This window comes from Rhodococcus sp. WMMA185, from assembly GCF_001767395.1.
In the GTDB taxonomy this organism is placed as follows: domain Bacteria; phylum Actinomycetota; class Actinomycetes; order Mycobacteriales; family Mycobacteriaceae; genus Rhodococcus_F.
In genome coordinates this window covers 216,502-235,695 of record NZ_CP017014.1, presented here as the reverse complement: position 1 = coordinate 235,695, position 19,194 = coordinate 216,502, and the positions used below count along the sequence as shown (strand labels likewise).

The following is a 19,194-nucleotide window of genomic DNA, read 5'->3' as shown; positions in this document are numbered from 1 at the left end:
CTGTGGAGGTCTATACAGACGCAAAGAGTCCCCGCGCGACAGTGCAGGGAGGAAAACATCGGCGCATTGCCCTGGCTGCGTTCACGGGCACAGCGATGGAGTGGTACGACTTCTACTTGTTCGGAACCGCCGCGGCCCTGGTCTTCGGTGACGTCTTCTTCCCGTCCGAAGATCCGGTAGCGGGCGCGCTCGCTGCGTTTGCGACCTTCGCGATTGGATTCGTTGCACGCCCACTCGGCGCGATTATCTTCGGCCATATCGGGGACCGAGTCGGTCGCAAGAGAAGTTTGATGATCACGATCTGGATGATGGGGATTTCAACGTCTCTGGTCGGATTCATTCCCGGTTCTCATTCGATAGGAATTACGGCTGCGATCCTGTTGGTGTGCCTGCGCCTCGTACAGGGGATCGCGATGGGAGGCGAGTGGAGCGGAGCGTCCGCAATGATCACCGAGCAGACTCCGTCAGGGAAGCGAGGCTTCTATGCAATGCTCCCGCAGCTCGGAAATCCGGCGGGAATTCTCATCGGAACCGTTACGTTCAGTGTCCTGACCGCCGTGCTCACCACGGAGGCATTTTCTGACTGGGGTTGGAGAGTGCCATTTATCATGGCACTACCATTCATGCTCATCGTCGTCTGGCTTCGGCGTGCGCTGCCCGAAGCCTCGGCGGCCGAACTGGCGGAATCAGAGAAGCACTCGGCCCCACTGGGTATGGTTGCCCGAACACACAAGAATCCCCTGCTCATCGGAATCGGCGTTGCTGCACTGGGAGTTGCCGGGTACTACTTCGTCAACACGTTCGTCCTCAACTACGCCACCCGTGAACTGGGGTTGGATCCAACACCGCTCCTGAATGCCTCGCTCATCGGATCGGCGACAAACGTAGTGCTGTTCTTGGGGTGGGGGTTGCTTGCCAATCGCATTGGTGGCGTAAATGTCGGACTGCTCGGAGCGACCGCATCTACCATATTCGCCCTTCCCATCTTCGCAATCGTGGTAGGGGGCACGCAGAACACTGTCGCATTCGCAATGATTGCCGGTTCCGCGCTGATTTCCATTTCGTATGCGGCGTGTGGTGAAGTCCTGAATGGTCTATTCCCTGCACACGTGCGCCAGACGGCTACCGGAATCGCGTACAGCCTGGCGGGTGTTATAGCCGGACTCGTCCCGTTCGTGGCCACCTTCGTCTTGGACATCACAAATGATTCGATATGGTGGACAGGTTCAATTCTAGTAATACTCTCCCTGGTCACACTCGTATCTTTTGCTTCGGCGAAGCGCCGCCCAGTTCTCCTCGACGACTGACAGCGCTCTTCACGAAACGACTGGGATAGAACAGATGAAACAGATAGAACAACGGAGCAGTTCATATGTCGAATCCAAAGAATGTTCATGAAGTTCTCGGACCCGAGCCCGAACCCGGGTTTCTCGACCGTGAAGAACTTCGCTCCAACTGGGGGCGCGCCTGGGGAGCGGCAGATGAGGTGAGCCAGCTCCGCACGGTCCTCATGCGGCCGCCGAACCCTGGTCTGCGCAATATTCGCCCGGATGCCTGGAGCGAAGAGCTCCAAGCCTGCATCGATCCCGCAGGAAGCTGGTACTGGAGGGACCGCAACGCGCCCGACTGGGAAAAACTCGTCGCCCAGTACGCGGGCTACGTCGACACCCTCGAGAGCGAGGGAATCGAAGTGCTGATGGCTCCCGAACTTCCCGAGACGTTTACGAAGTCGATCTACACGCGCGATCCACTGATCACCGTGCCCGGCGGTGCAGTCATTCTGCGCCTTGCCCCCCGGATGCGACGGGGCGAAGAACAATCGATCACTCGGACCGTCGCCGCAGCGGGAATGCCCATTCTCGGCACGCTCACCGGTACCGCCGTGGCGGAAGGCGGCAGTTTCGTGAAGCTTCGCCCCGACTTAGCGGCATTCGGTACATCAATTCGGTGCAACCATGAGGGTTTTCTTCACATCCGCCGGCATCTCGAGGCCGTCGGAATGGATGTCATCGAAGTTCCGTTGCCGGGGTACTGCATTCATATCGACGGAAGCATGGTCATGCTCGATCATGATCTGGCACTCGTCGAGAGCGCGGAACTTCCCTACGAATTCATCGTCGAGTTGAACCGGCTCGGAATCGAGACGGTAGAGGTGCCGCGGGGCGAGGAGTGGGCAGTCAACTCCTTGACCATCGCTCCTCGAAAGGTGGTGATCGGTGCTCATCTGCCACGCACCGCCGAGCTTCTCACGTCAAAGTTCAACGTAGAGACCATCCCGGTTGAGTACGACGAGATCCAAAAGAACGGCGGAAGCTTGCATTGCAGCACTATGGAGTTACAACGCGACTGGTAGGCAGCGTCGAAGCCCCTGACGGAAGCGAACATCCAGTGCAAACTCTCATCGCGCTCGACATAGGCACCACAGGCACCAAGGCCGCGCTCGTCGCGCAGGATGGTCGGCTGCTGGCCAGCGGATATGCGGGCTATGAGACCTACGCTGACGGTGCTCGAATCGAGCAGGAGCCCAGCGCATGGTGGCAGGCGACCCGAGACTCGCTGGCTCAGCTTCGGCAGATGGTCGACCTGTCGGCGCAGGATCTGGCCGGAATTACGCTGACCGGCCAGATGCAAGACCTGATCCTCATAGGCGCGGACGACTCGATTGGGCGCGCCATTCTTTACTCGGATACGCGTGCGCAGCGCGAAGCCAAGACAATCGCCGCGCATATCGGCAACGACGAGTTGTTGCGCATCACCGGCAATACGCAGGATGCGGCGAGCCTGTTGGCGAAGTGGCGGTGGCTGCGGGGGCACGAAGCAGATCGACTGGCCGCGGCACGAACGATTCTCCTCGGCGCACACAGCTACATTGCCTGGAAGCTCTGCGGTGTCGCCAGCTGCGATTACACGACGGCCAGCACCACCGGTCTGCTCGATTTACGGAACAACATGTGGGCGACCGACCTCTTGGAACGCTTGGGGTTGGATGCGCACAAGCTACCTCCGCTGTTCGCGGCTCACGAATGCATCGGGACGCTGACAGCTGCTGCCGCGCAGACACTTGCGCTGCCGGCAGGACTGCCTGTCTTCGCCGGTGCGGGCGACTTGGCAGCCAAGACGGCGGGTGTCGGTGCGGGCGAACCGAATCGCTCCTACTGCTACCTCGGCACCACTGGCTGGATCGCATCCACTTTGCTTGACACTGTTCAGTCTTCGGCCTCCAGCGCCGAAGCCGGTATCTTCACCCTGCGCCATCCCGACCAACAACGATTCATCCAGGTCGCGCCCATGCTCACCGCAGGCGGCAATCTGGATTGGGTGCGCGACGAGGTAGCACACGGAAGCGGCTATGCGGAGCTCAACGCAACTGCGGCGGCTGCACCGGTCGGCAGCAACGGTGTCATCTACCTGCCATACCTGACCGGTGAACGTTCCCCATTTCGCGATCCCCACGCCCGCGCCTGTTATATCGGAATCTCCCATCAGACCACGCACGCCGACCTCATACGGGCCGTCATGGAAGGCGTCTGCTTTGCCTATCGATCGCTCTTCGAGGTGTTGGGGACGACGGCGGAGACGTTGTATGTCGTCGGCGGCGGCGCCAAGTCGGCGGTCTGGATGCAGATACTGGCAGATGTCCTGGCACGTGACCTCGAGGTGGTCGCCGAGCCGGAGAATGCCGCGACGCGCGGCGCCGCCATCATCGCCGGACACAAACTGGGTTGGTACGACACGTACGCACCGCCGGGGCTCTTTCCCGTCGCTCAATCGTATAGGCCGCGCAGCGCGACATCCGAGGCATATGAGGCGCAATACCGTGTCTTCGCGTCCCTCTACCCACAGCTGAAGAGCACCTTCGCAAACCTGTTGAAGACCCAACCCAACGGCTGACGCGTTCCATGATCGGTGCCGCGGCCAGAATCATCCGTTTGCCCGTGAAGGCAGCCCTATATTTCCGGCTTCTTCCGTAGGTTCTTCGTCTGGGCGCGCTGTTTCTTGTCCTCGAGTCTTCGTCGACGCGAACCCATGGTCGCGGTGGTGGGAAGACGCTTGCGCGGTTCGATCAGGAGCGCATTTCTCAGCAATGCCGACATTCGCGCCCGCGCTGCCCATCGATTGCGCAGTTGCGATCTCGAGTCGGATGCCGTCACGGTAATCACCCCGTCAACCAGCCTGTGCGCCAGCCGAGTCCGGATGGATTCGATCTGCTCGGGCGACAGCGCCGGCAAAGCCGAAATGTTCACGGCCAGTTGCACCCTCGAGTCCGTGGTATTGACTCCCTGGCCACCCGGGCCGCTGGATCGGGAAAACCGCCAGTGCAGCTCCGTGGCGGGAACGACCAACGATCGCGTGATCTCCAGATCGTCGGTAACCGCGCCCTGCGCAGGGTATTCCTTCATCACCATCATCGGAATCCTTCTCTGGACCTCATATCCAGTGTCTCAAGATGCATGAACTCGAGGGAACCAGTCGGAAAGCGCATACAAGTGGATCTCGAGCCTGGGCCTCACGATTCGGCCGCTGGCCTAACAGAAGATCAACCTCGTCTGCAGATTTCTCCACAGAAGAACTCGGAATTACACATTGCCGAGAACAGATGTAACCGCAACCACCAACGGTGGTTCACTTGGGGCCGGATTCGCAAGGGTATTTGGCACACCAGGAGTTCGGATACCTCGGGTGAACAGAGTCTGGTTGCAACTTTCTACTGTCACAACAGGATCACGTTCGAGTTCGACTCACACAGGTAGCCGTAACCGAGCGTACGGTGGTCGCTGGACCCGCCAGTCACCACAGGGGCCGCCCGGATCTGGCGCAATTGTTGAATGCGAAGGATCCGGATCTCGAACAAGGAGCACCACATCATGAACTATTCGCACTTTCCCTCACGCCGAACTCTCGCCAAGATCATCGCTGCCGGAGCGCTCGTCGCGCTGCCCCTCGGGATCGGAGTAGCGCCAGCTAGCGCCGCACCCGTCGTGTCACATTCGGCTCATTCCGCTGAACTCGTGCGTTACGGCGGCCCGGGCCCCCACCCTGGACCAGGCGGTTACGGACCGGGATTCCACCCAGGACCTCCAGGCCACTTCGGACCCGGTTTCTTTGGCCCCGGCTACCATCCTGGCCCCGGCTACCACCCCCGTCCCGGCTACTAAAGAGCACACTCACAAACTTGTTGCAAAACTCAATCGATCGGCTTGCGTAGGCCGCCGTCGGCCAGAAGCAGGTGAAACGGGCGGACCGACGCAGCCCCTGATGTGAGCACGCGAACGATAGCTTCGTTCGAATCATCAAGGCGTTCGCCAGGATCGCCGCCGAATTCCACGCACACACGCAATTAGTACAAAGCGTACGGTGGTCGCTGGACCCGCCAGTCACTACAGGGGCCGCCCGGATCAGGCGCAATTGTTGAATGCGAAGGATCCGGATCTCGATCAAGGAGCACCACATCATGAATATTTCGCACTTTCCCGCGCGCCGGACTCTCGCCAAAATCATTACTGCCGCAGCGCTCGTCGCGCTTCCCCTAGGTATCGCAGCCGCACCGGCTACCGCCGCGCCAGTCGTATCGCACTCGGCGCATGCCACCGAACTCGTTCGCGGCCCTGGAGGATACGGACCGCATGGTTTCGGTGGACCGGGAGGTTTCGGTGGACCACATGGTTTCGGCGGCCCACACGGTTTCGGCGGGCCACACGGTTTCGGCGGGCCCGGCGGGTTTGGACCGCCCGGACACGACTTCTTTGGACCCGGTTTCGGTTTCGGAGGTCCCGGCTTCGGAGGTCCCGGCCTCGGGCCTCCCGGAATCTTCGGACCTCCTGGTTTAGGGTCGCTCTGAGCGACACAGTTGCCGGGCGTCGCGACCTTCGTCGCGACGCCCGGCACAGTTTCGGGCCGACTCGCTCGCGCAGAACCTGACGATCCCGGCATGTTCGGCCATACTCTTTCGCATGCTGACGTACTGCCGAGTAACCGAATGACCCGCCTCTCGTCCTGGGCGCCTGTCACACGCAAGAAATGGCCCTCGGTCGCTGCCGGATCAATCGTGGTCGTATCCGCAGTTCTCTTGCTCAGCTCATGTCAGGGCGACCAATCACCTGAAGTCGCAGCAGGATCGACATCTGCAACGAGCACGGCTGCGGTCCCCACGCTTGGTCCATCGAGTACCACTTCGGCGCAGGCACCGACGACGTCTGCGTCTGCTATCGATCCCCTCACCGCCGACGTCGTCGACAAGAACGACGCACTGCGTCTGCTCGCCACCCTCGAGATCAAGGGGCGTGCGCCGAAGACCGGCTACGACCGGGACCTGTTCGGGTCGTCGTGGACCGACGACGTCACCGTAGAGGGCGGCCACAACGGGTGCGACACCCGAAACGACATCCTCCGGCGCGATCTCGAACAGGTCGTGTTCAAGCCGGGTAGCAGTGACTGCGCCGTGCAGAGTGGAACACTGCTCGACCCCTACACCGGGAAGACCATTTCCTTCGTGCGGGGCGATCGAACGTCAGCGGACGTGCAGATCGATCACGTCGTCGCTCTTTCCGATGCGTGGCAGAAGGGCGCCCAGCAACTCGACACCGCCACCCGAACGAACTTCGCGAACGACCCGCGGAATCTGAAAGCGGTCGACGGTGCCGCCAATCAGCAGAAGTCGGACGGCGACGCCGCAACGTGGCTGCCGCCGAACAGGAGCTATCGGTGCACATACGTTTCCGATCAGGTAGCGGTAAAGGCCGCGTACGGACTGTGGGTCACCCAGGCCGAGCACGACGCAATCGCGCGCGTACTCCAGGACTGCGGAGCCGCGGAACCCGCCTCGACCACCGACTCCACCCTCGCACCGATCGCGTCGCCGGTGCCGGTCGCGCCGGCACCTCTCCCGACCGTCGATACGGCACCACCGAGCGACGTCTATTACAAGAACTGTTCGGCGGCCAGGGCTGCGGGTGCCGCGCCGGTTCTGATCGGCCAACCCGGCTACAGCACCCACCTGGACCGAGACGGTGACGGAGTGGGCTGCGAGAGCTGACGGCGACCGTACCGGGCGCAGAGCCGTTCAACGAACTGCCTTTCACCGAACGCGTCGACCTACGCCCGTCGCAGAGCGTCCCGATCGATCTCGGCAACGGACTTCAGACCGCTCAACCCCATCGTGAGGTCGAATTCGGCGATCACGTTGGCCGTGGCGTCTCGTGCGCCGGCTTGACCGGCAAGGGCCAACCCGTACAAATGCGGGCGACCGAGTGTCACCGCGTCTGCGCCGAGCGCCAGGGCCTTGAAGACGTCTGCTCCCGTGCGGATTCCACTGTCGAGGAGCAAGGTCAACTTGCCGTCGGCGACGGGCGCGATGTCTACCAGCGCATCCAGCGAAGACACGCTGCCGTCCACCTGTCGTCCGCCGTGATTGGACACGACGATGCCGTCCACCCCGGCATCGATGGCGCGACGAGCGTCGTCTGGGTGGAGGACGCCTTTGAGGAGGATCGGCAAGGACGTTCTGCTGCGCAGGGTCTCGATGTCCGCCCAACTCAACGACGGTCGTGAATAGATGTCGAGAAACGTCTCGACGGCGGCGCGCGGTTCCGGCGACCGGAGGTTGTCGAGGAAACGACCGGGAAAGCGCCGGGTCATCGATATCAGCGACCGGATGGCGCCGAGCGTCACCTCCACATCCGCCTTCCCTACCGCCGACCTGACCCTGTCGTGCACGATCCTGCGGAACACCGGGTCCGATGTGTACTGTGCGATCCCCTGGCCTTGCGCGAATGGAAGCGAGCCGAGGTTGAGATCCTCCGGGCGCCAACCGAGCATGGTCGTGTCGAGGGTGACGACGACAGCGTCGGCCCCGATGTTCTCGGCCCGCCCGAGCAAGCTGTCGACGAGGTCGTCGTCTGTGCTCCAGTACAGCTGGAACCATCGGGGGGCGTCGCCCATCGCCGCCGCGCTCTCCTCCATCGGCGCGCACCCCTGATTGGAGAAGATGTACGGCACACCCAATTCGGCGGCGGCAGCAGCGATCGCCACGTCACCCTCGGGCCGAGCAAGTTCGGAGGCACCGACGGGAGCAAGGAGCACCGGCGCCGGGATCCGTCGACCGAACAGTTCGACGCCGATGTCGCGCTTCGAGACATCGCGCAGCACCCGCGGAACGATCTGCCACTTGTCGAACGCGTCCCGGTTGGCCTGCATCGTGCGGCCCAAGCCAGCCCCGCCGTGGACGTAGGCCCAGCCCTTGGCGCTCATCTTCTTTCTGGCCCGCCGCTCGAGCGTATCGAAATCCGTGGGGACGGACGGCGTACGACCGAGCACGCCGTCGCGGTAGATCAGATTCTGGCGGGCCCGGCCCGGGCCGTCCCGGTTCTCGCTCTCAGACATACGCAGAGCCTTCCACAGACCGCGACGGGGGGACGGTTACAGCGCGAACCATTCCTACGCCCCCCTCTTGTCCCAGATGTCGAGCAGCGAATGGAGAATCTCCTCCGACATCCCCAGCCCGCCGAGATGACTTTCGCCATGCATCATGTGGAACTCCGCGTTGGGCAGCAACGAAACCATGTGCTGGCCGTGCTCCATCGGGATGATGTGGTCGCAGTCGCCGTGCCACCACCGCACCGGGGTCTCCACAGAACCAACCTGAAATCCCCAATCCTTGGTGAACAACACCAGGTCGGCGAACGGCGCACTGAGTTGCTTGCGAGTGCCGTTGACGAGATCGTCGAGAAACATCGCCTTGAATTCCGGGCGCGCGAGCAGTCGGCGGTCGCCTTCCGGAGACAGCCGCCCGTAGAGGTCGATGATCGGAGACGCGAACGGCCTTGCGAGCCGGATGATCGAGCCCGCTGCCATTCCTACGGGAATGCCACCCGCTGCCAGTGCCGGAGCCACCAGCGACGCAAAATCCATCAGCCCGCTGCGAATTGCATCGGGGCCTTTCGTCGGGGCGACACCTCCGATGACGGCGGTTGCGACCACCCGATCGGGCATCGCACGGGCCGCGGCCAGTGTGTAGGGTCCGCCACCGGACAGTCCGATCACGGCCATCTCGTCGACGCCCAGTGTGTCCGCGACTGTGCGAAGGTCGTCAGCGAAGTCGATCACCGCGCCGTAGTGGTACAACGTCGACGAACCCACACCCGGTCGATCTATCCCGATCAGCCTGACATTCTCGCGTTCGGCGAACGCCCTTGCCTCCATGGGAACCTGGCGTCGCGCACCTGGCGTCCCGTGCAACCAGAAGATCGCTCTCCCCTGCGCCGAACCGAACTCTGCGAACCCGAGTCGACGCCCCTCACCTACAGCAACTGTGCCCTCCAACTGCGGGCGTGCAATATCCACCATGCCCACAGCTTTGCACGTGACCCCACTCACGATTGGTCCCGGTATCGGTTCTGCGTCACGCAGCGGATGTGAACTGGGATTTAGCGGTTTCAGTGTCTGCTCGGATCCAGGACGCATCCAGTTGCCTTCCAGGCGGCCCGAACCTATCCGGCTCACCTGGCGCCCGTAACGCGCTACGGTCTCGACCAATCCGCCATAGTGGATCTATGACCGTTTCGGCGCCCCCGCTCGACGTGTACTCACAGCCCACGCTGTCTACGCTCATGCCGTCGGTCCTCGCCTCGCTAAGCGTCAGCGGCGAGGCCAATCGCCTAGACCTGCCGGACAGCAAGCGCACCGTCGTCCTGCTGATCGACGGCCTGGGCTGGAATCTGCTGAATCGACACCGGGAATACGCACCCTTCCTCGACAGCCTTTCCGGCCAGCCGATCCGAGCGGGATTCCCCACCACGACGGCCACCAGCATCGCGTCCCTCGGAACCGGGTTACCGTCCGGCAGCCACGGCATTACCGGGTACCAGTCATACGTTCGTGAGGTTCACAACACTCTCAACTGGTTGTCGTGGCAATCGGGGCGTGGCCGAGACGAACGTCGGCGACTGGCGCCCGAGGTCACCCAACCCTCACCCACGGTCTTCGAACGCGCTACGGCGGCGGAAATTTCTTGCCGCATCGTGGCCCCCTCGACATTCGACGGGTCGGGCCTCACCCGCGCGGTCATGCGCGGCGGCACCTTCATCGGGATACACGCATACGGCGACCTGATCGCGCATGTTGCCGACGCCGCGCGTGCAGACGATCGGACGCTGACGTACTGCTATCTCAGCGAAGTCGACACACTCGGCCACATCTACGGGCCGGGTTCCGAGTCCTGGCTCCGACAATTGGCCCTCGTCGACCGCCTAGTCGAGAACCTCGCCGCAGCTCTCGAGGGCACCGGCGCCGCGCTTTACATAACCGCCGACCATGGCATGGTCACCGTCGCCGAGAACGACAAAGTCGACTTCGACAGCACCGCTGCACTGTCGGACGGTGTCGTCGCGCTCGCGGGTGAGCCGCGGTGCAGACACGTCCACACGAGGCAGGGGGCCGCAGCCGACGTCGCGGACAGCTGGAGGGCCGAACTCGGACACCGCATGTGGATCGGGACCAGGGATGAGGCCCTCGCCGCAGGGTTGTTCGGGCCCGCCGTGCGGTCCGAGATACATAACCGCATCGGACACGTGGTCGCAATTGCGCAAGGCGAAGCCGCCGTGGTTCGAAGGAACGTCGAATCGAGGCTGTCTGCGCTGCCCGGGCAACACGGAGCTCTCACCGACGACGAATTGCTGATTCCTCTGTTGCACATCGCCGCCGCTTAGTCGCGGCACCGACACACCGCCAGCGGTCCTGCCAGGCCGACTCGTCCCGGAGCCGGCCCGACTGGCCGATTTCGGATCAGTTCTTCGCGAGAACCGGCAGGGTCACGACCTGAGCCGCGTAAGACAGCCCGGCACCGAACGCGAGCAGCAGGGCTGTGTCACCCGGCTTGGTGTCACCGGACTCGAGCATGGCGGCCATCGCCAATGGCACCGATGCCGCCGAAGTATTTCCGCTCTCGGCGATGTCGTCGGCAACCGGAACGCCCTCGGGGATCTTCATGCTCCGGGCGATCACCTCTGTGATCCGGGAGTTGGCCTGGTGCGGAACGAACGCATCGAGATCTTCGACGGACAGCCCCGCCTTCTCCAGTGCAGTGAGGCCCACCTTGCCCATCTCGAAGGCGGCCCAGCGGAACACCGCTGTTCCGGTCATCTTGATGTACGGGCGTGTGGCGCCCGGCGTCGTGATGTACTCGTACCAATCCATGTCCTGCACGATGGCACCGGACTGGGCGCCGTCCGAACCCCACTCCACCGGCCCGATACCCGCGACGTCACTCTTGCCGACGACGACGGCTCCGGCGCCGTCGCCGAAAATGAACCGTGTACCGCGGTCGGTCGGGTCGGTGGTGACGCTCATCTTCTCGACACCCACCACGAGGGCGTAGTCGACGGATCCTCCCCGCACAAGGTCCGACGCGACGGTCAGCGCCGTGCAGAAGCCCGCGCACCCGCCGCTGACGTCGAAGGCGCCGGGTCCGCTGGTGCCGAGCGCATCGGCGACCACGGCCGCGGCCGGAGGTGTCAACAACAGGTACGTCGACGTGGCGACGATGACGCAGCCGATCTGCTCGGGATCGATCCCACTCGCCTCGATTGCGTCCCGTCCCGCAGCAATGGACATCGTGACGACGCTCTCGTCTTCCGCTGCGAAACGCCGGTTCTTGATACCCGAACGAGACTGGATCCACTCGTCGGTCGAGTCGATTAACTCACAGATCTCGTCGTTGGTGACGACCCGTTCAGGCCGGTATACGCCGAGCCCGAGGAGGGCGGACTGCCGACCTCCAGCCGCAGTAGCGATCTGCTTTCCCATCGATCGATCTCCTCAAAAGGTCCCGCGTGGTTTATGCGCGGCGTGAACTTACCGTGAGCACACGTTACGTCGAAGTCCAACCCACCGGTAGCACCGGTAGGTATTACCGCTCGAGAACGACCACGAGACGCCGACCTGCGGAATTCGTGCCGAGTGTCAAATCAACGCGCCAGCGAAGAGTCAAATTGTTAGACTTCTTCCTGATTTCCAGCAGTTGGTCGCCCTTAGCGGGCGCTCCGTCGGGCCGTGCAATTTCGCCTGTTGCTAGGGATTGGAGAGTCCATTTTGAAACGATTCAGAACTCTCGCAGCCGCCTCTCTCACCAGCGTCGTAGTGTCATCGATCGCGTTTGCCGCACCCACAGCGGCGAACCCGAATGCCATCAATCCGATACCCGGGCTCAACGGCACCAACGGAATCCCCAACCTCACCGGGCGCGCTCGCGCTGTGTCGCAGCAGACTGGGTTGCTCAGCACCAACCGCACCCAGGACGTCAACGTCCTCGGCACCGACCTCGGCATCATGTGGGACAACGGCCGGGGACAGATACTCACCGCGTTCGGCGACACTGCCGGTCTCGGTCTCCCCAACCTGCTGTCTGGCAGCTTGTGGGCCTGGCGCAGCAGCACCCTGTTCCGCAGTTCGGACAGGAATCTCTCCGACGGCATGCACTTCGACAGCGCCCCGCGCGACATCTTCGGACAGGCGAAAGAACTCGTACCGAGCCCAAAAATTCCGTTCGTCGAGATCAGCCGTGTCCCCACAGCAGGTGTCGCGGTCGGTGACACCCAGATCCTCAGCATGATGTCGGTACGAGACTGGGGCGAGGCCGGATCGTGGAACACGAATTTCTCCGGGCTCGCCTACTCCCTGGACAACGGAGAGAATTGGATCGTCGCGCCCGAGACACATCGCCCGAACGCCGGCGGCAATGCCAACTTCCAGATGAGCGCGTTCGTCAAGGACGACGGTTACGTCTACCAGTACGGAACGCCGTCTGGACGTGGCGGGCTGGTCCACCTGGCACGCGTCCCCGAGGCCGAGATCATGGACCTCGGCGCCTACGAGTACTTCGACGGCACCGAGTGGGTCGAGTCGAATCCGGACGCCGCCAGGCCGATCATGGCCGACGGGGTCGGTGAGCTGTCGGTCGCCTACAACGAGTACCTCGGCCAATACCTCATGATGACCACCGACCAGTTCAACTCCGTGGTGATGCGACGCTCACCATCGCTCACCGGCCCGTGGAGCGGGCCCGAGGTACTCATCGACACCAGAGAGCTTCCGAGCGCGTACGGGGCCTACATCCACCCGTGGTCGTCGGGTCCGGATCTCTACTTCCTCACAACCGTGCACAGCAACTACAACGTGCTCCTGATGCACACCACGCTGACTCCCTGACTACCGTCAGGGCCATGGATGCATCGGCCTGGGACGAGCTGTACTCGCGCAGAGAACTCGTGCGCGGCGAGCCACCGAACGAGTTGGTGGTGGAGTGGGTCACCTCGCTTCCCCGCGGCCGCGCACTCGACCTCGCATGCGGAGAGGGCCGCAACGCACACTGGCTCGCCACTCGCGGCTGGGAGGTGACGGCCCTCGACTTCTCGGCCGTAGCCCTCGACAGAGCCGTCCGAGTGGCCGCAGCGGCGCCCCGATCCGTCCGCGAACGGCTCGACTACCGGCTGGCCGATGTCACCGCTTCGGACCTCGGCGGCGAGTACGACCTCGTGCTGATGATCTACCTCCATCTCGCCCCCGAGGAGCGCCTCCAGGTTGTGAACCGCGCCATATGCGCTCTGAAACCTGATGGAATCCTCATGATTTTGGGGCATGACACAGTCAACTCGACACAGGGGGTCGGTGGTCCACCAGACGCCGAAATCCTCTACAGTCCAGATGATTTGGTAGCATCGTTCAAAGGCAGGCTCGACATCGACGTCGCAGAACGGCGCTCCCGAGAGACCGACACCGGCACAGCAATCGACGCACTCGTGGTCGCGCGCCGTCGAGGTCTTGGCAGTCAGGAAAATCGCGCGTAATATCAGCAAAGTTACCGACGAGTAATAACTTGGGCGGTACTCGCTGACAGACCGCACCATCTCACTGGGAGAGACAGAAGACATGGGCCATTACAAGAGCAACGTCCGCGACCTGGAGTTCAACCTCTTCGAGGTACTCGGGCTCGAGCAGCCGCTAGGCGAAGGCGTATGGGGCGATCTCGACGCAGACACGATCCGCAACATGCTCAGTGAAGTTGCCCGCCTCGCCGAAGGACCGCTCGGCGAATCGTTCGCCGATGCCGACCGCAACCCCCCGGTCTTCGACCCCGAGAGCCACTCCGTCACGCTGCCGGAATCGTTCAAGAAGTCCTTCCGCGCCCTCTACGACGCCGAGTGGTACCGCATGGGTCTCTCCGAGGAGATCGGGGGCGTTCCCGTGCCACGGTCCGCCGTGTGGGCCATCAATGAACTGATCCTCGGCTCCCAGCCAGCTGCGCACATGTACCAGGCCGGTCCCGCGTTCGCCAACGTTCTGTACAACAACGGCACCGACGAACAGAAGAAGTGGGCCGAGACCATCGTCGAGCGCGGATGGGGCGCGACCATGGTCCTCACCGAGCCCGACGCCGGCTCCGACGTCGGCGCCGGACGCACCAAGGCCATCAAGCAGGACGACGGCTCCTGGCACATCGAGGGTGTCAAGCGGTTCATCACCTCGGCCGACTCCGACGACTTGTTCGAGAACATTTTCCACCTCGTCCTCGCGCGCCCCGAGGGCGCCGGACCGGGCACCAAGGGACTGAGCCTCTTCTACGTCCCGAAGACGCACTTCAACTTCGAGACCAACGAGTACGGCGAGCGCAACGGCGTCTTCGTCACCAACGTCGAGCACAAGATGGGCCTGAAGGTATCGGCCACCTGTGAGCTCACCTTCGGTGGCCACGGCATTCCCGCGCAGGGCTGGCTCGTCGGCGAGATCCACAACGGCATCGCGCAGATGTTCGACGTCATCGAGCACGCTCGCATGATGGTCGGCACCAAGGCCATCGCCACGCTCTCCACCGGCTACCTCAACGCCCTCGATTACGCCAAGGAGCGCGTGCAGGGCGCCGACCTCACGCAGATGACCGACAAGGCCGCTCCGCGTGTCACCATCACGCACCACCCCGACGTCCGTCGTGCCCTCGCGATGCAGAAGGCATACGCCGAAGGGTTGCGCGCGGTCTACCTGTACACCGCGGCACACCAAGACGCGGCCGTCGCCAAGTTGGTGTCCGGCGCGGACGAAGACCTCGCGTACCGGGTCAACGACCTGCTGCTTCCGATCGTCAAGGGCGTCGGCTCCGAGCGCGCGTACCAGTACCTGACCGAAAGCCTGCAGACCTTCGGTGGCTCGGGCTTCCTGCAGGACTACCCGATCGAGCAGTACATCCGCGACGCGAAGATCGACTCCCTGTACGAGGGCACCACCGCCATTCAGGCGCAGGACTTCTTCTTCCGCAAGATTGCCCGCGACCGTGGCGTGGCCCTCGCGCACGTTGCCGGACAGGTCAAGAAGTTCATCGACAGCGAGGCAGGCAACGGTCGCCTCAAGGCCGAGCGGGCTTTGCTCGCCACCGCCCTCGAGGACGTTCAGACCATGGCAGCCACCCTCACCGGGTACCTCATGGGTGCGCAGGAGCAGCCGACCGAGCTGTACAAGGTCGGCCTCGGCTCCGTCCGCTTCCTGATGGCCGTCGGCGACCTGCTCATCGGCTGGCAGCTGCTGCAGCAGTCGGAGATCGCGATCAAGGCTCTCGACGAGGGTGCATCCGGGGCGGACAAGTCGTTCTACGAAGGAAAGGTCGCCATCGCGTCCTTCTTCGCCAAGAACGTTCTGCCCGAGCTCACCGCAACCCGCGGCATCATCACCAACATCGACAACGACATCATGGAGCTCGACGAAGCCGCCTTCTGATCGGCTCGGAGACCAACTACTGACGGTCGCCGCAACACCCAACCGTAGGAGTTGCGGCGACCGTTTCGTTTTTCTGGATATCGATCAGCCACTAGTTCTGCAAGCCATGACCCGCCACTGAAAAGCGCCGGGGCACATTGCTTTCAGCCATGACCTGGCGAGGTTCGACAAGAGATCATCTTCTAGAGTGGTGTGATGTCCGTGGCCGAAGCCTCGAGCGAACCACTGTTACCGCTGTACGCAGACGTTCTCTGGATGCTTGGGGCCGTATTTGTCGTGGCGACCTCCGTTGCGATCATTCGTGCACGAATTGCGTCTGTGGGGGTGAAGATCGTATGGATAGTGATCGTGCTGCTAGTCCCTTTCTTGGGCGCGCTTGCATGGTGGCTGATCGCGCGGCGGCTCGTCACTCGCTTGAATTGACCGACAACGATGGCGGGACACCCCTCACTCTCCGCGACTGACCCTCTAGAGGGTTGTCCCGTTTGACGATTGCCATACAGGACTGCAGCAAGCTGGCCGTCAGCACCACCTGGCGGCCAGCGTACGTACCTACAGCCTGCCGGGTGCGCAGCCTCAGGTTCGCAACGGAATCAACACTCGATCACCGTGGCATGTTCTGCTTCCGCCACATGACAACCGCCGCGGAGAACCAAATTGCCAGAACGATCAGCGCTAGAGACCAGCCGAGGATCCCGCTAGAGAATCTCCCCTGCAACATGATCGGGAGCATGACACACAAAATGGCCAATGCCGTACAGGCGGCGTTCAGTACTCGAAACCTCTGCTTGGTCATCCCTCAACTCTCATACCCAAGCTTGTCAAGAGCAAGCTCCCGTGATTCTCCGACACGTAAACCCGGATGTGCGAAAATGGGCCGCGCCCAACCTGTTCGAAGAACGGGCGCATTCGGGAGCAACGCGGCTACTCGTCCTCCTGCATCGGCTTCGGCCTCGACTTGGTAGTAGTGGTTGTCGGGCTTGTCGTAGTGGTTGTCGGGCTTGCGGCCACTGGGGATTGAGTTCGCGTGGCGGCAGGAGTCTCCACAGCCGGCTTGGGCATCGCAGCGGGTGAGCGCTCGGCGGATTCTGTTGCGTCGTCGGGCTCTTCGCACTTGACGACCGGGACTGGGTCGTAGCGAACCGTCCTGGTGTTGCGAGAGATCTCCCTCCCGGTTGCGTGATCGGAGATCACGCGGGTGTCGCTGGTGGTGAATCCTGGTGCGCCACCCGAGGGGATGCAGTGATCACCCGCCGGCAGCGTGATCGTCTCCGGCTGGGTCGGCCTCGTCCGGTTGCCGGTGATGGACTGGACATCGACCGTCTTGGTTCCCCACATCCTGACAGTCAGATCCGAACTTCCGCCTATGGCCTCGATCAGGACGCCGGTGTCCGAGGTGTTGCGGAATTTCAGGTCGATGGCCCCCTCGAAGACGGTGGCTTCGCGCGCCTCCGGGTACCGCGAGATGTAGTACGAGTGTTCGGTGTGCTCGACATCCTCCATGCCGGCGAAATACGCGGCGTTGTAGAGCGTCGTCGCCACCTGGCTCACCCCGCCGCCGACAGCGGTGTCCGGGCGACCGTAGTTGATGATTCCCGACTCCACGTAGCCCTGGGCCGTGCCACGCGGACCTGTGTAATCGTTCATCGAGAAAGTGTCGCCCGGCTTGATCAGCGCACCGTTGATCTGAGCGGCTGCGAGACGGATGTTGGTGCCGGAGGCCGCCGAGAACCCGCTGGTGGTGAACTCGCTGATCACTTCCTTGACCCCGAGCGCCTGTGCATCTTCGGTTGTCAGAGCAGGCTCGACCTCTCCGTAAATCGCATCGGCTGTGCGAGAGACGTTGCTGCGCAACAATTCGGGCAACTCCTGCAGAGTCTGCGGCCACTGCACCAGGTCTCCGACGACAGCCGGAACGACCGTGGGCGATCCCCCGCTGAGAGCGATCGTCGCATCTTTGGGCTCAACCTCCGTCGATTCGAGCTGGGGAGCCAGAATGTCGGTTGCAGCCTCGAGGTTGTACGTGGGCTTCAACCCGCCGTTGCCGTCCGGCTCGAATCCGAGGACGGCGCCGACCTGTTCCCGCTGCAGGGTCGCAGCTTCGCCGTCACGGCCGGCGAACACCAGGTCCGCAGACACAGCGGGCGTCGCGATCTCGTCGAGAGCCCTCTGGACACCTTCCCTCGTGACCGTTACGGGCACCACGTCGACGGGCAACTCAACCGTCTGACCGAACGCCCACCGCTCGGTCAACGCCGCCGATGCGCCCTCACCGTCGAGTGTCTGCCCAGTCAGCGGATCGACCGGTACGGGGGCTGCGTCCTCGAATACGACGTCTCCCTCACGAGGCTCGCGGTCGGTCTGCCCACGCAGATCATCGATGGCCGCGGTCATCGCGGCGTCGTCGCGGGTCGAGACCACGCCGATTTCGTCGGTGAAGAAGAACGATGCGAGCCGAGTGAACGGATTGAGTGGTTGCGAATCGGCCCGGTCGAGCGTAGCTTCCCAGTCGACTCCGAGACCGGCGGCAGCGGGCACGAGTTCCGCAGACACGTCACCGGCCTGCACGGTCACCGGTTGATCCACCCGCGGCCCGACCTGAGCCTCCAATGTGGCGGCGGCAGCCTCACGAGTCGACCCACCCACGTCGACACCGGCCACAGTGACCCCACGTGGGATTTTCCCGGAGGACATGGCGAGGTCGGCGACATAAGCGATTGCGATCACCGCGATAACCGCTCCGGCAATTGCAGCAATCTTCGCCCAGGGCGGGCGAGTCGTAGCGGCAGGTTCGGACGCCGACGCCGTCTGCGGTACCTGAGCTTCGATACCCACGGTGGGCCCGGTGGGCGAGTCCGCAGTCGGCACATCGGGCAGCTCACCTGCCCTGGAATACGCCCGCTCTTGTCCGGTATCGGCCTGCTGAGCGATCGCCGGTATCACCTGCGTCTCGGCGTCGTAGGGTGCAGGCTCTGCCCATTCCTGAGGTTCCGGATCCTGAGGTTCAGGATGCTGTGGGTCCGGATCCTGAGGTTCCGGATGCTGTGAGTCCGGATCCTGAGGTTCCGAATCCTCACCGTCGAGGCGTTTGTTGAGCTCACCGAGGTTCAGTTGCGTGGTCGGGGCTTCGTCGGAGTTCGGCTCGGGCGGCGCCACCTCGTGTGCATCGCTGCCTGTATCGCCGTCTTCGTCCCTCACCGTGGCCCTCTCACCGATTTGTCCGTCGGCCTCAGCTTGCCGTCGGTGCTCGTTGCATTTCGGGCGCGCGCCAAATAGAGCGAGGTCCGGTTCAGACCCCGCGCCCGTCGACAGACTACCGTCGCCGGAAACGTAGAGAGCCCCGCGCTGCTGCCAAGTCGGGGGTCAGGCAGCAGCACGGGACTCAAAGGAATATCGCCAGCTAATCTCCAGCGTTACACCTGCGGCCAAGAGTTCCCG

At 63.0% G+C, this 19,194-nt stretch carries 14 protein-coding genes; 9 read left to right on the top strand and 5 right to left on the bottom strand.

The genetic code is table 11. From position 1 onward, the window contains the following. The first annotated feature begins 2 nt into the window (after positions 1–2). The 3 genes from BFN03_RS00885 to BFN03_RS00875 all read left to right on the top strand — a co-directional run bounded on the left by BFN03_RS00885 (position 3) and on the right by BFN03_RS00875 (position 3,891). On the top strand, positions 3–1,307 hold the full coding sequence (locus tag BFN03_RS00885) for an MFS transporter (protein ID WP_070377427.1): 1,305 nt from the start codon (positions 3–5) through the stop codon (positions 1,305–1,307). Positions 1,308–1,372: 65 nt separating this feature from the next. Further along, positions 1,373–2,353: a dimethylarginine dimethylaminohydrolase family protein gene (locus BFN03_RS00880; protein ID WP_070377426.1), complete on the top strand. Its 981-nt coding sequence runs from the start codon at positions 1,373–1,375 to the stop codon at positions 2,351–2,353. A gap of 35 nt (positions 2,354–2,388) precedes the next feature. Next, entirely contained in the window at positions 2,389–3,891 is a 1,503-nt protein-coding gene (locus BFN03_RS00875) for a xylulokinase (protein ID WP_070377425.1), read from the top strand. Between the two features lie 56 nt (positions 3,892–3,947). Here BFN03_RS00875 and arfB read toward each other — a convergent pair whose 3' ends face one another. Continuing rightward, the gene (gene arfB / locus BFN03_RS00870; protein WP_157109537.1) at positions 3,948–4,409 is read right to left on the bottom strand and encodes an alternative ribosome rescue aminoacyl-tRNA hydrolase ArfB; all 462 of its coding nucleotides are present in this window, start codon (positions 4,407–4,409) and stop codon (positions 3,948–3,950) included. Between the two features lie 1,568 nt (positions 4,410–5,977). Here arfB and BFN03_RS00860 point away from each other — a divergent pair. After that, the gene (locus BFN03_RS00860) at positions 5,978–7,033 is read left to right on the top strand and encodes a GmrSD restriction endonuclease domain-containing protein (protein ID WP_070380488.1); all 1,056 of its coding nucleotides are present in this window, start codon (positions 5,978–5,980) and stop codon (positions 7,031–7,033) included. 59 nt (positions 7,034–7,092) lie between these two features. Here BFN03_RS00860 and BFN03_RS00855 read toward each other — a convergent pair whose 3' ends face one another. Beyond that, positions 7,093–8,379 carry a lactate 2-monooxygenase gene (locus BFN03_RS00855; RefSeq protein WP_070377423.1) on the bottom strand — a complete coding sequence of 429 codons (1,287 nt, stop codon included), beginning with the start codon at positions 8,377–8,379 and terminating at the stop codon, positions 7,093–7,095. Between the two features lie 54 nt (positions 8,380–8,433). Further along, entirely contained in the window at positions 8,434–9,342 is a 909-nt protein-coding gene (locus BFN03_RS00850) for an alpha/beta fold hydrolase (protein WP_070380487.1), read from the bottom strand. A 206-nt stretch (positions 9,343–9,548) separates the two neighbouring features. Here BFN03_RS00850 and BFN03_RS00845 point away from each other — a divergent pair, with 206 nt between their 5' ends. Next, entirely contained in the window at positions 9,549–10,703 is a 1,155-nt protein-coding gene (locus tag BFN03_RS00845) for an alkaline phosphatase family protein (RefSeq protein WP_070377422.1), read from the top strand. A gap of 76 nt (positions 10,704–10,779) precedes the next feature. Here the strand turns inward: BFN03_RS00845 and BFN03_RS00840 are convergent, their stop codons facing one another. After that, positions 10,780–11,799, bottom strand: coding sequence for a beta-ketoacyl-ACP synthase III (locus tag BFN03_RS00840; RefSeq protein ID WP_070377421.1), 1,020 nt, complete (start codon positions 11,797–11,799; stop codon positions 10,780–10,782). Positions 11,800–12,084: 285 nt separating this feature from the next. Between BFN03_RS00840 and BFN03_RS00835 the strand changes: the two genes are divergently transcribed. From BFN03_RS00835 to BFN03_RS20970, 4 genes are all read left to right on the top strand, one after another. Continuing rightward, positions 12,085–13,200, top strand: coding sequence for a DUF4185 domain-containing protein (locus tag BFN03_RS00835; RefSeq protein WP_070377420.1), 1,116 nt, complete (start codon positions 12,085–12,087; stop codon positions 13,198–13,200). Between the two features lie 14 nt (positions 13,201–13,214). Further along, positions 13,215–13,838 carry a class I SAM-dependent methyltransferase gene (locus BFN03_RS00830; protein ID WP_070377419.1) on the top strand — a complete coding sequence of 208 codons (624 nt, stop codon included), beginning with the start codon at positions 13,215–13,217 and terminating at the stop codon, positions 13,836–13,838. Between the two features lie 82 nt (positions 13,839–13,920). Then, the gene (locus tag BFN03_RS00825) at positions 13,921–15,756 is read left to right on the top strand and encodes an acyl-CoA dehydrogenase (RefSeq protein ID WP_070377418.1); all 1,836 of its coding nucleotides are present in this window, start codon (positions 13,921–13,923) and stop codon (positions 15,754–15,756) included. Positions 15,757–15,951: 195 nt separating this feature from the next. Next, complete coding sequence (locus BFN03_RS20970) at positions 15,952–16,179, top strand: PLDc N-terminal domain-containing protein (protein WP_070377417.1); 228 nt, start codon at positions 15,952–15,954, stop codon at positions 16,177–16,179. 501 nt (positions 16,180–16,680) lie between these two features. Here the strand turns inward: BFN03_RS20970 and BFN03_RS00810 are convergent. Further along, complete coding sequence (locus BFN03_RS00810) at positions 16,681–18,954, bottom strand: VanW family protein (protein ID WP_070377415.1); 2,274 nt, start codon at positions 18,952–18,954, stop codon at positions 16,681–16,683. Positions 18,955–19,194: the final 240 nt, after the last annotated feature.